Source organism: Lacticaseibacillus thailandensis DSM 22698 = JCM 13996 (genome assembly GCF_001312865.1).
GTDB lineage: Bacteria > Bacillota > Bacilli > Lactobacillales > Lactobacillaceae > Lacticaseibacillus > Lacticaseibacillus thailandensis.
Genome location: NZ_BBER01000002.1, coordinates 249,427 through 264,666, shown reverse-complemented (window position 1 = coordinate 264,666; position 15,240 = coordinate 249,427). Strand labels below are relative to the sequence as shown.

At 54.1% G+C, this 15,240-nt stretch carries 18 protein-coding genes and 1 other annotated feature; of the genes, 2 read left to right on the top strand and 16 right to left on the bottom strand.

Annotation, left to right across the window (positions count from 1 at the left end; genetic code table 11):
• Positions 1 to 46 precede the first annotated feature (46 nt).
• From JCM13996_RS12885 to pnuC, 7 genes are all read right to left on the bottom strand, one after another.
• Entirely contained in the window at positions 47 to 289 is a 243-nt protein-coding gene (locus tag JCM13996_RS12885; protein ID WP_054750082.1) for a histidine phosphatase family protein, read from the bottom strand.
• A 15-nt stretch (positions 290 to 304) separates the two neighbouring features.
• Positions 305 to 748, bottom strand: coding sequence for a histidine phosphatase family protein (locus JCM13996_RS12880; RefSeq protein WP_054750080.1), 444 nt, complete (start codon positions 746 to 748; stop codon positions 305 to 307).
• A 368-nt stretch (positions 749 to 1,116) separates the two neighbouring features.
• Positions 1,117 to 1,620: a GNAT family N-acetyltransferase gene (locus JCM13996_RS04815; protein WP_054750078.1), complete on the bottom strand. Its 504-nt coding sequence runs from the start codon at positions 1,618 to 1,620 to the stop codon at positions 1,117 to 1,119.
• Positions 1,621 to 1,632: 12 nt separating this feature from the next.
• Positions 1,633 to 2,466, bottom strand: coding sequence for a putative RNA methyltransferase (locus tag JCM13996_RS04810; protein WP_054750076.1), 834 nt, complete (start codon positions 2,464 to 2,466; stop codon positions 1,633 to 1,635).
• Positions 2,467 to 2,602: 136 nt separating this feature from the next.
• Positions 2,603 to 3,709: a GGDEF domain-containing protein gene (locus tag JCM13996_RS04805; protein WP_054750075.1), complete on the bottom strand. Its 1,107-nt coding sequence runs from the start codon at positions 3,707 to 3,709 to the stop codon at positions 2,603 to 2,605.
• Between the two features lie 206 nt (positions 3,710 to 3,915).
• Positions 3,916 to 4,632 carry a deoxynucleoside kinase gene (locus JCM13996_RS04800; protein ID WP_054750073.1) on the bottom strand — a complete coding sequence of 239 codons (717 nt, stop codon included), beginning with the start codon at positions 4,630 to 4,632 and terminating at the stop codon, positions 3,916 to 3,918.
• Between the two features lie 124 nt (positions 4,633 to 4,756).
• Positions 4,757 to 5,491 (bottom strand): nicotinamide riboside transporter PnuC, encoded by a 735-nt coding sequence (pnuC, locus tag JCM13996_RS04795; RefSeq protein WP_054750072.1) that lies wholly within the window; start codon positions 5,489 to 5,491, stop codon positions 4,757 to 4,759.
• A 518-nt stretch (positions 5,492 to 6,009) separates the two neighbouring features.
• Positions 6,010 to 6,257: a binding site (T-box leader), on the top strand.
• A 76-nt stretch (positions 6,258 to 6,333) separates the two neighbouring features.
• Here pnuC and asnA point away from each other — a divergent pair.
• Positions 6,334 to 7,341 (top strand): aspartate--ammonia ligase, encoded by a 1,008-nt coding sequence (gene asnA, locus JCM13996_RS04790; RefSeq protein WP_054750069.1) that lies wholly within the window; start codon positions 6,334 to 6,336, stop codon positions 7,339 to 7,341.
• A gap of 82 nt (positions 7,342 to 7,423) precedes the next feature.
• Here asnA and JCM13996_RS04785 read toward each other — a convergent pair whose 3' ends face one another.
• From JCM13996_RS04785 to JCM13996_RS04755, 7 genes are all read right to left on the bottom strand, one after another.
• Positions 7,424 to 8,317, bottom strand: coding sequence for a GGDEF domain-containing protein (locus tag JCM13996_RS04785; protein WP_054750067.1), 894 nt, complete (start codon positions 8,315 to 8,317; stop codon positions 7,424 to 7,426).
• Positions 8,318 to 8,319: 2 nt separating this feature from the next.
• Entirely contained in the window at positions 8,320 to 8,631 is a 312-nt protein-coding gene (locus JCM13996_RS04780; RefSeq protein ID WP_156321866.1) for a hypothetical protein, read from the bottom strand.
• A 184-nt stretch (positions 8,632 to 8,815) separates the two neighbouring features.
• Complete coding sequence (locus JCM13996_RS04775; protein ID WP_054750063.1) at positions 8,816 to 9,529, bottom strand: histidine phosphatase family protein; 714 nt, start codon at positions 9,527 to 9,529, stop codon at positions 8,816 to 8,818.
• A 90-nt stretch (positions 9,530 to 9,619) separates the two neighbouring features.
• Entirely contained in the window at positions 9,620 to 10,336 is a 717-nt protein-coding gene (locus JCM13996_RS04770; RefSeq protein ID WP_054750061.1) for a hypothetical protein, read from the bottom strand.
• Entirely contained in the window at positions 10,333 to 10,899 is a 567-nt protein-coding gene (locus tag JCM13996_RS04765; protein WP_054750059.1) for a GGDEF domain-containing protein, read from the bottom strand. The genes JCM13996_RS04770 and JCM13996_RS04765 overlap by 4 nt, the downstream gene beginning before the upstream one ends.
• Entirely contained in the window at positions 10,896 to 11,507 is a 612-nt protein-coding gene (locus tag JCM13996_RS04760; RefSeq protein WP_054750057.1) for a hypothetical protein, read from the bottom strand. Before JCM13996_RS04760 ends, JCM13996_RS04765 begins: the two co-directional genes overlap by 4 nt.
• 263 nt (positions 11,508 to 11,770) lie before the next feature.
• Positions 11,771 to 12,418, bottom strand: a complete 648-nt coding sequence (locus JCM13996_RS04755; protein WP_054750055.1) for an EAL domain-containing protein — start codon at positions 12,416 to 12,418, stop codon at positions 11,771 to 11,773.
• 556 nt (positions 12,419 to 12,974) lie between these two features.
• On the opposite strand from JCM13996_RS04755, the gene JCM13996_RS04750 reads away from it, so the two are divergent.
• The gene (locus tag JCM13996_RS04750; RefSeq protein WP_054750053.1) at positions 12,975 to 14,333 is read left to right on the top strand and encodes an MFS transporter; all 1,359 of its coding nucleotides are present in this window, start codon (positions 12,975 to 12,977) and stop codon (positions 14,331 to 14,333) included.
• A 55-nt stretch (positions 14,334 to 14,388) separates the two neighbouring features.
• On the opposite strand, the gene JCM13996_RS11655 is transcribed toward JCM13996_RS04750, so the two are convergent.
• Both JCM13996_RS11655 and JCM13996_RS11650 read right to left on the bottom strand, forming a co-directional pair.
• On the bottom strand, positions 14,389 to 14,700 hold the full coding sequence (locus JCM13996_RS11655) for a hypothetical protein (RefSeq protein ID WP_225353471.1): 312 nt from the start codon (positions 14,698 to 14,700) through the stop codon (positions 14,389 to 14,391).
• A gap of 7 nt (positions 14,701 to 14,707) precedes the next feature.
• On the bottom strand, positions 14,708 to 15,160 hold the full coding sequence (locus JCM13996_RS11650; protein WP_225353470.1) for a DUF2238 domain-containing protein: 453 nt from the start codon (positions 15,158 to 15,160) through the stop codon (positions 14,708 to 14,710).
• Positions 15,161 to 15,240: the final 80 nt, after the last annotated feature.

Here is a 15,240-nt window from a genome sequence, read left to right as displayed (position 1 = left end):
AAAAGGTAGTACGTCCACTCAATGAATGAATGTACTACCTTTTTAATTACCCCATAATCGCGTTGTCCCACCGCTCGGCGCCGGCCAACACAAAGCGGCGGTCATTATAGCTACGCAATCGAAACGCCCCTTGCGTGTAACTGACGTGAGCGACGGCCGCATTACCAATGGCGGCACTGTCCATCGGCATGCCCAAGCTAGCCAGCCACAACCAAATCACGGCCCCGTGACTAACTAACAGCACGTTGTCCTGGTGGGTCGCAGCGGCACGTTGGGCGATGATGCCCACAGTGTCGTTAAAACGTTACTGAATAGTGGCGACGCTCTCCGTACCACCCATGCCCCACCGACAGTTAGCCACGTGGGATAACTCGGCCACCTGGTCCACGGTAAACTCGGGTTGCCCAAAGCGGTCGGTGCTCTTGGTCAGCTCGATCATCGCGGCGGCGCGTTGCGCTTCGCTGTGGCCTTCAAATACACCAAAGCTTTGTTCCCGCAGGCCAAACCACTTGTGCACCGTTAGCCGTTGGTGTGCCGCCGTGAGGGCCAGATTGGCCGTCTCCACCGCGCGGCGTAAGTTGCTGCTGTAGGCGGCATCAAAGTTGATGCCCGCAGCCGCCAATCCGCGCCCGAGCGCCATGGCATCGTTGATACCGCTGGTGGTCAGCGGTGAATCCACGATCCCCTGCACAATGCCACGCACGTTGTATTCAGTCTGGCCGTGCCGTGCTACCCAAAGTTCAACCATGCTGCCAACCCCTCTCACTCAAGCAAGTAATTGTGATTACTAGATAGCTTAATTGTGCCACGGCTGGTCAGCCCCGGCCACCCGGTACCGCTTTCTTTACCATTTTTCATAAATTTTGGTCCAGCCCAATTTTGTCAATATGGGCGCTAGTCCCCGGCCTAACGCCATTGCGTATGTACCAAGTAACTAGACCAAATTAACCTCAGCTTGGCACTAAGCACGGGTAGTGGTGGATACCAACCATAAAATCCGCCACGTGGTGCTTGCACCTGGTGTACCCATCCCCGCGCCGAATGTGGTCCATAAAACTAAAAAGGTGCTCCGTAGCACGTCGAAAAAAACGTACTACCAAGCACCTCGGATAAAAACTATTTGAGTGATAAATCCATTACGTCCACGGTCTGGATGTTTCGCGGCGTCAGCGCCGCCCGGCTTTGACCCACCACCTGGAACCCACGTTCTAGCCAGAACGACCGGACCGCTTGGTTAGTGGTCACAACGGCCACCCGCAATTGCCGACGACCAGCGGCAGCAAAATGCTGGGCCAATCCGGTCACCACGCGCGTACCCAGACCCTGGTGTTGGTACTGCGCTGGTAGTAGCAGTAAGCCAATATACACCGTCTGCGCGTCGGGGTAGCCATCCAGTAAGTCCAACACGCCGATATTCGCGCCAGCCAATTGCAAAATACCAAAGTGCTTTTGGTCGGCTGGCACGTTGTCCGGACGGGCAGTCCTATCATGCTCCACCATCGCCCGGTCTGGGTACGGATCACCATTGTTGCGGAAATACTCTGCTGCTCCCTGATACAGGTCCAAAACCGTGTGCCGATCCGCCATGGACCGCACCGGTCGCCATTCAATTTTGCCCATTGCCAATGCCCCCTAATCTACCTGCACTTGCAATAAATCTACCGCCACGTGCACACTGGCTGGTGGCGTCGCCAGGAGCGCGGTTTTGGCATCCACCGGGGCTTGCCACGTCAGCGGCGTCATTGCCACCACGTCAGCAAACAGTGCCGGTGTCACCGCAAAGTCATAAGTAATCGGCGTCACCGTGGCGTGAGGATAGACCTCCAGGAACCGGTCCAATACTTTGGCGTTACTGTAACTGCCTTTGGGCGTACCGGCGTATAGGCCTTGGCGCAGCTCCCGTAAATAATCTGCGTCCGGAATAATCTTGAAGATCCGGCCACCGGGGCGTAACACCCGGTTGAACTCCGCGTAAGCACCAGGCGAAAAGAGGTCGATGATGGCGCTGAACGTCTGCGCCAAAAACGGCAGTCGTGCCAGGTCCGCCACGCAGAAGAACACCGTGCTATCAAGCGCCCCGGCCAAATTGATGGCTGGTGCCGAAATGTCGAAGCCGATACCCGTCGCTCCGTGCGCCGCCAATTTAACGGTGGGCGTCCCTTCACCGCAACCGATATCGAGGAACCGATCGTCCGGCGTCAACGCAGACGCAATGCGCGTCACGAAAGGATCAAAGAACCCCGCCTGCAAGACCCGCCGTCGGGCTGCCAGCATGGCCGTGCCGTACTCGGTGGCCACCGGGGCGTTGAGAAAGTTGACGGTCCCCTTTTTGGCCAGATCAAATTGGTGGTGCTGTGGGCACACCAGACTGGTGCCAACCATCGTCAACGGTGCGTGGCACACGGGACAAGCAAACAGCGGTCCTTGCGCCGCCACCATCTGGGCCTTGCTTTCGATTTTACGCACACTGCTACCTCCGTTCTATCCTGACCGTTCCGTTGGTGCTGCGGGTCGCAGCGTTCAAAGTACCCTGCCAATCACTCATTGGCACCACCATTGCGGCATGCACTCATACTCGCAGTTCATTTTAACATGGGTCAGCTTATCGACCACCCACGATGCGGTCGCGGCCGCCCTGCTTAGCCCGGTACAATTGACCATCGGCGCGGCGGAACACCGCGTTGGCCCGTTCATCACCGGGGACAGTGGCACTAATCCCGAGCGATGCGGTTATGCGGACCACTTGCCCATCATCGGTACGTATCTGCAATTGGCGGATAGCAAACTGGCAGCGTTCCGCCAACCCCCGCGCCGTCGCCAGCGTGGTCTCGGGCAACACCACCATAAACTCCTCGCCGCCCGTGCGGTAGAGCCGTGCCCGGGCATCCACGTCGCTAAGCAGCATCTGCATGGTGCTACTAAAGCTCACCAGGGTACGGTTACCCACCAAGTGCCCGTACGTATCGTTGATCTGCTTAAAGTGGTCAATATCCAGAGCGATAATGACGTACGGCGTGCCACTTTGGAATAATTGCAGGGTATCATCACGAAAACTCATCCAGTTACGGGCTCCCGTCAGCCCGTCCGTGCGAGCATTGCGGGCACTGTCCATGCTGCTGACGTGGTCGTTATGCAACAGTACCGTGAAAACATAGCAGGCAACTACGCTCAGGCCAAAGCTGACGAGCAAAACGAGCAGATTACCCTGCAACCGGTAGGTCGGGTCGGCCAGCACCCAGAAACCTGCGCCCAGGTATACTTGCACCAAGATGGTGACCACGGGGTGCGTGTCAAACGGCACAAACCGTAACTGTTCTAACCATAGCAATAATGCGTACCCGATAAACAGGAGCGTCACGGTCCAACTGATGGTACCAAAATGTACGCTGATCAACGCGAAGGTCCAACCGGTCGCCAGTAATTTGTTCCGCAACGTCATAATCACGTTATTGTACGTCGTCATGATCAGCAACACGCAGTTGGTCAAAATTAACCCCACCGTATGCAGTGGCAACACGTCGACCATACTCAAAATAACCGTCGTCGTTACCGCTAAGAAGGCGGTATACGCCAGTTCGTGACGCCACGGCCAGGTGACCGTTTCTTCAACGTCCCAATCGATCCAGTGCATCAATTGCTGCAATAGAGCGATAAACGCCACGCTGAAAAAGGTCATCACGACCCAAGTAAAGCCAGTTACTGCCAACATCACTTTTCGTCTCCCCGTACCGCGATTGACTGCTCACGGTAAATTATCCACCACATTATAGCGAATCATCGGGACTTATCAACGACAAAAAAACATTAAAAAAACGGCACCACGCGTGCACTGGGCGCGCGCATTAAAAAAGGGGCACCGCCCCGCATGCTACCGGTTAAACCGGTGGCGGAATGGCACCCCTACAATTAACGTTATTATTCGACGGGCACGGTCCGGTGCTCCTTGATTTCAGCAAAGCGCTGTGGAGACAGCTTGCCCAAATCAACCAGCTGCTGTTCGATCTGGTTCAAGACCGTGTTCCGGTCAGCAAGGTCGTTCACAAAGTCGTACTTGTCGCGGTCGACAGTTAAGAGCGTGGAACGCGTGTAGCCCTTAGACCATTCGCGGTACGCCTTGTTGACCCGGTTGTAGTAAGAAACCAGTTCCGGCTTCTCCCGGATGTCTTCCATTTCCCGGCCACGGTGTTGAATCTCGTCAATTTCATGGTCAGGGTCAATTTGCAGGTAAACGGCGAGGTCTGGTAACCCGTTCCACGGGCTCCCGTTGACGTTGGCTTGCATTTCTTGTGACAAGGTCACGTAGATGTTGAAGTCTACGTCATCAATTTCACCGTTCTGGTGTAACTGGGAAGCCATCACGAAGTCTGACTCTAGGGAGGAATCCAGCACGGCGTTTTCCTGCATGACGGCCTTCTTCAACTGCTGATAGCGGAACGTCAGGAACGCAATCTGCAAAATCGTCCCGGTCGTTTTACGACTATCTTCACCAGCTGCGTAAAACTTTTGCAACATCTTGGCAATCATGCCGTTGCCTTCTACGTCTTCATAATAAGCTGGTGTCCCTAAGTCTGCGGACAGCAATTTTGTCAGCGACGTCTTACCTGCGCCGATACTACCAAGAATATAAATCATGTTCTAGTCCTCGCCTTTTTCTTGTTAACTACCAAAAGCGAGCACGCCGCCCGCTTCAAATGTACCTTATTCACTTTACCAGTTTTGCCGTAAATTGGTAGTACCAATTACAGATCAATGAGTACTACTTCAGGGTGTCAAGACCCAGGCGCTTACGGCCGGCGTTAAACCACGGGCTGACCGTGAAGGCCAGGATGTCGTTGATAACGTAGATGCTGGCGTTGATGGCCATGGCCAGGCTGGCGTCGCCCTGAGCAAAGGTGATTGCCCAAAGCACCAGCTGCGCAATCCCACTGAACAACCACCAGAAGTACTGGTTGCTGTAACGCAGGAAACAGACGATCCCACCAGTCAAGGAGATGGAGAAGGCTAAACCATCATAAACGGGACGTGGATCGTTGGTCAGGTGACCGATCAGGTAAGCACTCAAACCCCATACGATCAGGGTAAAGGCCAGGGAGATGACCCATTCCTTGGCCCCAAACTTGCGCAGGTGATTCTTGGTGTCGTCGTTCCAGCTCCGTACACTGATGAGGACGGGCAGGTCCAGCGTGACCACGTACGCAATCTGTTCAAAGATGGACAGGTAATTGCGTGCAGAAAAACCGACGATGATGAAGCAGGCAGCACTGACAAGGCCCAACCAGCCATTGACGGCCTTAGTGGCGTTGATGGCCAGCACACACAACACCCCGAGCATGGTCCCGCAGAACGTAATGACGGTCAACCCCGTAATTTTTCCGTTAACCAAGGTCATGATCTGGCAGCCCAATGCGAACCAGAACAGGTAGTAATTCTGTTGTGGCCAACCCTTTAACTGCTTGAACAACCACTGGAAATAGTTCTCTGATGAATCCATTGCAAAAAAATCCCCTTCGCTATATAAAAATCTCGTTGTTAGAACAACTGCTGATTATTATGCAGCGAAACTTTTTTTTGAATTAAAGTCTTGAATACACTAGATATTGATGTTATGGAGACATCTGACCCACTATATAGTATGGCTAGTGGCCAACACACAATAAACCCGCTAGCTGGCCGCGAGGCGTACATGTTAACGCTTTTCACACGGGGGTGCACCACAAACATTGCACGGTGATGATAAATTTTGGCATATGACTAACTGTGCCCCACCGGCCAGCCATGGTTGCCCCTACCGAAACTTGCTTCTCCCCACAGGCAGGAATTGAATTGCACACGCGCTAACGCCAATTTCAGACTGGTGGTCGAACGGCGCAGTCATGGTGAGACTGTGCGGGTATCCAGCAGTAACAATGCCATCACCCTACCCCAATCAAAACCACTTACCACAAAAAAAATTGCCCCAGGTGTTGCACCTGCGCCGGGGACGTGCTACGATACTGGCAATTAAATAAATTAAAAACAGAGGAAAGACCAGTAAGATTTTAGCGCCCCCGCCAGTGAATTGAGGCTAGTGGAAACTCAATCGGGATGGACAGAATCCGAACAACACTTTCTTAGTTGCTAACCCAAAGGGCACTGCCTGAGTAGGCTTAGTCGTCACCGGGACGTTATGGCCGGCGGAGTATGTTAGTACTCTATGAGGTGGTTTATTTGAAATAAACAACTTGGGTGGTACCGCGGAAACCTTTTCCGTCCCATGATTTGGGACGAAAGAGGTTTTTTTTCTTTGGTCCCGCGTTGAATGTCACAATTGGATTTAGCAAAGGAGCTGCGCCCATGCATTTGATTATTCCTACTGATTACAACCCGAAGCTGTCCGTGAAGGAGACTGAGGCGGCCATTCGTTATATTCGTGAAACTTTCCAGGACGAGTTCGGTGCCGCGATGAACCTATCCCGGATGTCCGCGCCCATGTTTGTTGAACAATCCACGGGCCTTAACGACAACCTTAACGGCGTGGAAACACCCGTTCACTTTAGCATGAAGGACATGCCCGACCAGGATATTGAGGTGGTGCACTCCCTCGCCAAGTGGAAACGCGCCGCGCTGAAACGCTACGGCTTTGGTATGCACGAGGGGTTGTACACCAACATGAACGCCATTCGCAAGGACGAAGATCTGGACAACATCCACTCCATCTACGTTGACCAGTGGGACTGGGAAAAAGTCATCGCCAAAGACGAACGGAACCTGGATACCCTGAAGGCTACCGTACGCCAAATTTTCAAGGTCCTGAAGCACATGGAACACGAAGTTTGGTACAAGTATCCGCAGGCAGTGTACCACTTACCCGACGCCATCCACTTCGTCACCACACAGGAACTGGAAGACCGGTGGCCCGACAAGACGCCGAAGGAACGCGAGGATGCCATCACCAAGGAATTGGGGTGTGTCTTCCTGATGCAGATCGGCGGCCCACTCAAGAGCGGCAAGCGCCACGACGGCCGTGCCCCCGACTACGATGACTGGCAACTCAACGGTGACATCCTGTTCTGGTACGAACCGTTGCAGCACGCTCTGGAGATCTCCAGCATGGGTATTCGCGTTGACGAAGACGCGCTTCGGCGGCAACTCAAAGCTGCCCACGCGGAAGACCGGCTACGGTTCCCATTCCACCAGCAACTCCTGGCCGGCGAATTACCGTACACGATTGGTGGCGGCATTGGCCAATCCCGCGTGTGCATGTTACTGCTGGGTAAGGCCCACGTCGGTGAAGTCCAGGCGAGCGTCTGGCCGCAGGAGATGCTCGACCAGTGTGCGGCGGCAAACATTCAGATTCTTTAACTTGAGCCAACAAGGCGGGGACAGCCACGTTACGACTGTCCCCGCCTTGTTCTATGCTATTTGACCAATTCTGGGTCCTCAATCACGATGCGGTCACGTCCACTTTGCTTGGCCCGGTAGAGGTTGCGGTCCGCCTGCTTGTAGCGTCGTTAAAGCTATAGTGACTGTCGTGCACATTCGCCTGCCCAATGGATACCGTAATCTTAAGTTGGGGGTCAACACTATTAAACCGCATGGCTTCCACCCGGTGCTTAAAGTGTTCCGCGGCGGCGGCGGCTTGGTGTGGATTCAACGCCACGTCCATGATTACACCAAACTCTTCACCGCCCAAACGGTACGCCTTGGCGGGCCACGGTGCCCCCGCGGTACAGTTACTTAAACCGCGCGCGACGGTTGCAAGTACGCGGTTGCCCGCCAAGTGTCCGTAGGTGTCATTAATGCGCTTAAACCAGTCCACGTCCAGTTCAAAGACCGAGTAGCCCTGCTTGTGTTCCTCATACTCGGTAAAGTGTTGCACTAGGGCCTCGTTGAACGTGTTAAAGTTGTTCAGTTGGGTCAACCCGTCCACGCGTGCATTCCGCGCAAGTTCACGGGTATTCTCAAGGGCGTTGATGAGCGTTGTTGAGTACTCGAGGGCCACGACCCCTAGGATAAGCAGTCCGAGCCACTGTCGCAGCCAAAAGCCCGGCACCACCGTAAACGATTCGTTCACCAACATGGCATGATTTAGCATAACGGCGGCGGCCCCAGTTAATAGTAGCAAACCGTACTGAACGAACCGTGATTGTCTGGTCCAGTCACGCCATAAATAATCCACCGTCGTACAGGCCAATACCAGGAGCAAACTAATCCACACAGCCGGCCCATTATGGACCGTCCGCGCCCACGCGTACAAACAAACGATGGCGTCAACACCCACCAACTGCCACCAGCGGCGACTGCCCGTGACCACCAAAAAGATGGTCACCGCTAACATGTTCATGTAGCCCAATGATAGCCGTAAACCTGTGGACCCATGTTGTTGTTGATCCACGACTCGGTGTAAAGGTACGCTAAAAAGACGGCCCCTAATGCAACTTTAATCTGCGGTCGCCAACGCGCCACCCAGGACGGATGCGTCTGCAGATCCACCCAGTACACTGAGGCAATAATACCCAACAACACCGTGACGTTGGTCAGCAGCACCACAATAAACGCGCCCGCCATACGGAACATACCGGTATTCATGCTCGCCTCAACTCCCCTTGAACCAACCGCAACCAGCGCCAATGGTGCACCGCGTCCCCACACGCTAGTTACCTCACCATCTGCTTAAATGATAACGGTTAATTATTCCGTCAATACTTACGGACTGATTGTAACACGCATTACCCTGACTTAACCGCAAGACGCACAAATGTCATGTTCATCAACCAGCCCTAGATAAAAACAGGGGGTGCCACCAGCTAACTAGTGGCACCCCCTTCCCTATTATCTATTCGAGTTTGAACTCCTGGGCGGGCACGTCGCGCGTGCCACCCCCATTTTCCACGTAACGCCGGTCGTTATAGCCGAGCAGGGTGAAGCGACCTTGGCCGTAAACAATTTTGGATACCGCCACGTTCCTGATGAAATCGGCCGTATCCGGCATCCCCAACGAGTTGAGCCACAACCAGATAATCGCGCCGTGGGCGACCACGAACACGTTATCCTGGTGTTGAGCCACCGCCGTTTCGCTGATTGTCGTCATTGCTTGGTTGAACCGCTTCAGGCTCATGTGGCTGTTCTCGGCGTCGCCGCCACCACGATGGACGTCCAGAATGCGCACCAAATCGACGAGCTGCTTCATGTTGAGCCGCTCCACGTTCGGCACCCCGGCCTCCCGCAACATGTCCGCGAGTGCGCCCTGTCGCTGTGACTCCGGCTGACCATCAAACAGACCAAAATTTTGCTCCCGGAGCCCTGCCATCTGGGTCACCGGCAGGTCAATGTGTGCCGCCGCTAAAGCTAGCTGGGCGGTGTCCGCCGCCCGTTGCAAGTCACTAGAATACGCGGCATCAAAGTTCACCCCAGCAGCTGCAAAGCCACGCCCTAACGCTTGAGCATCAGCCACACCACGCTTAGTCAGGTTGGAATTAACCACACCCTGCACCACACCACTCACGTTGTACTCAGTCTCACCGTGACGGGTTAGCCAAAGTTCTACCATAATAAGATACCCTCCTATTGTCCTTGCTCAGTTGTCTACCTCTTCACCTACTATCATGGCATAATCTAGCGCTATAAACCAGCGTGAGCATCATCCCGACCGATCAGGCAAACCGGGGCAATTGCGGCCGGTCGTAGTAATACCCTTCAACATACCGCGCACCCAATACCTGCCGGGCGTAATCAGCATCATGACTGTTTTAATTCCGTTCACAACCACCACCACGTTATACCGGGCCATGGTCTGCCTAAAGTCATCCACTTGCAGCTTAACCTGGCCGGCTTCCACCGCGGCCCGCACCCGCTCGACGTTGAACTTTAACCCGTCCACCACCGGCAGGACCGCCCGGATCAGCTTATCCTCGCCAAAGGGGGCCAGGTCCTCCAACTGAATCCGCAAGCCGTACTCGTGAAATGCCCGCGTCCGCGCCGCAATTTGTGCAGCAGAGGGTAAATTACCTAGTTCCAACACCAACCTTTTGAGGGCGGGGTGGTGAGCCTGAAAGCGTGCCAGGTACGCTGGCGTTTGCACGTCCAAAAACTGCTTCTGGGTCAGGTTCATAATGACGCGGCCACAACACTCCGCCGCCAATAGCCGCTGCACGTAATCCAGCTGCACCGACAGCGGCAGGTCCACGTCATCCGGAAAGTCCCACCGATCGTACGGCTGCGCGTAGGTCGCCAAAATCACCTCGTCGTGTGTCGCGACAATCGGCTGACTTTGGGTATCATATACGCGCTGGGTCAAGATGGTTCGAATCGCAATCGGCCGCCGTTCCGGATCACCGGCCACCGTGCGACCGTTCACCGTAATGGTATTACGCCCGTGGTGCTTACTCTGGTATAAACCTCATCGGCCCGACGGTAGAGGTCCTCAATGTTGCGGTCGGCGTCCACCATGTCCACTACACCCATGGAAATGGTCAACCGCACAATGTTGTCCCCAGCATGAAAGTGGCCCTGGCGCACCGAACGCCAGCAGTCCTCGACGATGGGTTGCGCGGCTTTAACGTCCATTGCTGGCAACACCACGTTAAATTCCTCGCCTCCGGTACGGTACAACGCAGCCCTGTTCCCATGACGGGCCAGGACAGCACTAAGTTGCTGGGCGATGCCCACGAGGACGTCATCCCCGCCCAGGTGACCGTAGTGATCATTGATCTGCTTGAAGTAATCGATGTCGAGTGCGGCCATCGTCAGTGGCTGGCCCTGCTGACGGGCACGGTTAAACGCGGCCGTCACCTCTTCTTCGAACGTGGCGTAACTCTTGGCGTTCGTGAGGCTATCAAAGTGCGCTGTCTGGTCATTTTCTTCGTTGCGCACTTCGGCTAGGTGGTCTGCCCGTAGGTAAAACGCGGTGGCGATAATCATGCTAGGTACATAGAAAAACCCTGAAAGGCAATTAAAGGCGTCATCGTTAAGCCCGCCGAATGTCGTGGTAGCAACGTCCAAAAATCTAACCCGATGACGGTGAACAAACCGACGTTGCGCACCACGTAGTAACGAATATCATTTTTGTGCAACCAAATGATCACCGCTAGGATAGCCAAGATCACCAGCGAGATGGTGTACTTGGGGTCGCTGTAATAACCCATGTGGTGCATATTCCAAACGAACAGCACCGCGACCAGTTGCACGAGGTATTCCCAGAGCGCTTCGCCTTCTACTAGTAACGTAAACGTTAGCGTAAATAGGCCCAAATTATGAAACATCAATCCCGTGGTGTTAGCAAAAACGCGCCAGCCGATCATATGTAACGCAATCCCCAAGACAATGGCGCCCACCAACATGGTGAGCCGAATCATCCAACTCACGACGGGCCGCTGCCCATACTTTTCGTGGGCGTTGTGCCACCCCTGTTGGTAATAGGTGATAAAACCAGTCGCAAAGACCGTGGTAATAAAAAGCTGTGCTAGCCATAGCCAAAAATTTAGGGGTGCCCCACTGGCCGGTAACCCCGTCGCCATATCCATATTCATAAGCCCACTCCCCAAGCACTTGCGTACTTTGAAAAGCCGGTATCCCCATACCCAGTACACCCGTGCTTATTGCTGCTTGCATCAATGTAACTTGCATCGATGTAATATGTTATAAATCAGACTCATGATACCACCAAATGAAAACAATAATCGCCGATAATCAATCGGTAACATTCCGGTAATGCTGCTTGCAGCGAGCAACAAAAAAAACGTGACCATAACGACAACCATTCTGTCGCGACACCACGCCCACTGATACTGTTTTAAAACATCCGTCCCGGTAGTACTGGCCGCCCGTAGTAGAAACCCTGACCGGTAGTAATTCCCAACTGATTGGCCACATCAACGTCCGCATGGCTCTCAATCCCGGTCAACGTGAACCCCAACCCATATTCATCGGCCAACCGCTTCCAGTAACCGACTTGAGCTTCCACGTCCGCGTGGTTGCCCGGCACCCGTACGTTTTGCATTGCGTACTTAATGTCATGTAGGTACGGAAAGAAGTCCTCGACGTCCTCCGTCAGGTTAGCGGCCCCAACATCATCAACCGTGACCCGGATGCCCACACTATTCAGGACCCGTGCCGTACGCTGCATCGCCGCGATGTCTGGTAAAGCAGCCAACTCGACATGCAGACAATCCAACAAGGGCGTATTCTCCCTGAGCGTAACCAGTTGATCAATAAACCGGGCATCGACAAATTGCGCCACGGTCACGTTAAGCGTAAGCCGTTTCAACTCCAGTGACGCCAGTGCTTGCCACATTAGCCGGCGCACGTCACTAAACGACAGACCAAACGAGGACGGCAACCGCCACCCGGCTGCGCACCGCTCCCGTAGCAACAACTCGTACCGCAAAGTACTACCGGTATCGATATCTACAATTGGCTGAACAAAAAAAAGTGTGCTCAACCTGATCAAAATCCGTCATGTATTGCCCCCAATAATTGCGCGGTCTGCTCTCCAATCCAGCGCAACGGTAACTTAAACATCAAACCTAACCACTACAAAATTATCCCAATATGTAAGTGCCACGCTACAATTGTAACTATTATATAACAAATCAAAAATAACTGATAAATATTTTTTTCTTTGGGATAAGCCAAGAAAAAAAACACAATAATTTCAGAAATATATGTACGCACATGGTGTGGTTACACCCCGTTAGCCAGTCAATGCGGCTCAATGTGCATATTACGGGGCCAGCGAGCATTGCCAGGGTCCAGTCTGCAAGTGCGGCTCATTACCATTTTAAAATAACAATTTGCCGTCATTACTATCCGTCCCACCTGGCGCTGACTGCCCGTGATGATCATCAACTACACCACGCGCCCAGTAACGCCCTGGCTGCTGGGTCCGGTTCATCCCGGCGTGACTTGCATTATAATGGAAATAATATGCCATGCACCATGAAAGGATTGAAACACTTGTCAACCGCCACTAACAACCAAAAATCTACCACCAACCCATGTTGGTGGTGACCATCGTTGCCCTGATGTCGTTCATGGGGGTGCTCACGGAAACGTCCATGAACGTCACCTTCCCCACGTTGGAACGCCAGTTTCAAGTCAGCCTCAGTACCGTCCAGTGGGTCACCGCCGGGTACTTGCTCATGGCCGCGCTGGTCATGCTCACCTCCGCGTATATGAAGCGCCGGTTTACTAACCGCCAACTCTTTGTTACCTCCGCGTTGCTTTTCATCACCGGTGACCTACTATGTGCCACAGCCACCATCTACCCCGTCTTGCTTATCGGTCGCTTAATTCAAGCAGGGTGTGTGGGCCTGTGTACGCCGTTAATGGTCAACATCATCCTCGACGTCGTACCGCGGCCCAAACTGGGCACCTACATTGGTCTGGCTAACGTCATTATCCTGATTGCCCCGGCGTTGGGTCCCACGTTCGGTGGTGCCGTCGTGGCCTTTGCCAGTTGGCGGATGATTTTCTGGACCACCCTGCCGTTGGCCGTCGTCCTGTTGCTTTTGGGGCAGGGCCGCATCAAGCAATACGCGCCCACTCAGCACTACGCTTTTGACTGGACCCGCTTCACCGTCCTGGCCATCGCAGTGATCAGTCTGATTGTCGGTCTGAACCAACTCGGAAACGGGGGATGGCTGAGTTTTGCCATACTACTGCTGATTACCATCGTCGGGTTGCTCCTGTTCGTCCGCCTATCCCGTCACCCCACGCGCGCCCTCTTTGAACTCCAGGTTTTCCGCGACCCGGCGTTTTTGTATAGTTTCTTGCCCTACATCTTCCTGCAGTTTGCCAACGTTGGCATCAACTTTCTCGTGCCCAACTACGTCCAGGAGGTGTTTGGTGCTACATCCCTAATTGGTGGGCTGGTGCTACTACCCGGTAGCCTCTTCAACGGTCTTGGGCAACCCGTCTACGGGTGGATGCTAGACCACCTCGGTGGCAAGGCACCCCTCTATACGGGTGACGCCCTCTTCACGCTGGCACTCGCCGCACTGGCAATTGGCGGCAGCCACATGGGCGTGCTGGGAGTCACCATCACCTACATGATTTTTGCCATCGGCCGCTCGATGGCCTTTAGTAATACCGTGGCGTACGGGCTGAAACAAATGGACAAAGCCGTTCAGAACGACGCTAACGCTCTCTACAACACCGGCCAGCAGGTTTTTGGCGCCATCGGGACGACGGTGTTAGCCCTCATGATGGGTATGGTGCACCACTCACACGTGAGCCACGCCGCTAACGTAGCCGCCGGGAGCCGCTGGGCCTTCACCATGCTGGTGGCACTCGGCCTGATCAACTGGTACCTCTACCACCGGTTGTTAACCTTGCCCCACCACCGCGTACAGTAATACTAAATGCCCCCAGTGCTGCACTAGCACGCTGGGGGCATAATTATCGTTCACGTTACCGCCGCCGTGGGATAAATTGCCCGGCAAACCGCCACTTGTAACGGTTGTGCAGGTACAGCCAGCCAAAGATCGAGAACACGACCGCCCCGATAAAGTTCACCATCAAATCCTTCATGGTGTCGACCAACCCTAAATCAAGGTAGCCATGTACCGGCAGCCGCACAACTTTGCCCCCCGCCGTGACGGTCATCCCCGTAATATGGTGCAACGTGACCGGACGGTTAGCGCCCGTGGGGTTGAGTAGCACCGACCGCAGGGTGTGCACCACCACATCTTTTTGCATATCGAGGTTGAACCAGCGGTCCATGGTGAATTCAAAAAAACTCCCAGAGCACCCCGATGGTCATTGAAAACGTGAAGGCCAGCAACACCAGCAGCAGCGGTGATAGCTCAGAATGAAACAGGTCCTTTTGGTTGAGGATCTCCACCAACGACAAGCCAATGGCCGCCGCCAGAAAGCCGTTAATCACGTGCAACATGACGTCCCAATAAGGGAAGGTCCCGTAAAAATTATGAATCTCACCCAAAATCTCGGCTGCAAAGATGAACAGTAACACCAACACTTCCAGCAAGATGGGCAGATCGATCTGCGTGTGCCGGCGAATTAACGTGGGCACAGCAAATAGCCCTAGTGTCAACAGACACATCAGGATACCCTCAAAGTTACCCAGGAAAAACTGCCGCACCATGGTCACCAAGACCAGGACACTAAAGAATAGGTGGACCCGCCGGACAGCCACGGCGGAGTGTTGCCAGTTGGGATTCACACCGTTCACCCCCTTGCCTTTATTTTAACAGGCTGGGGAGTACGTTTGGTTGCCCTAACTACATTTGACGAGACTGTGGG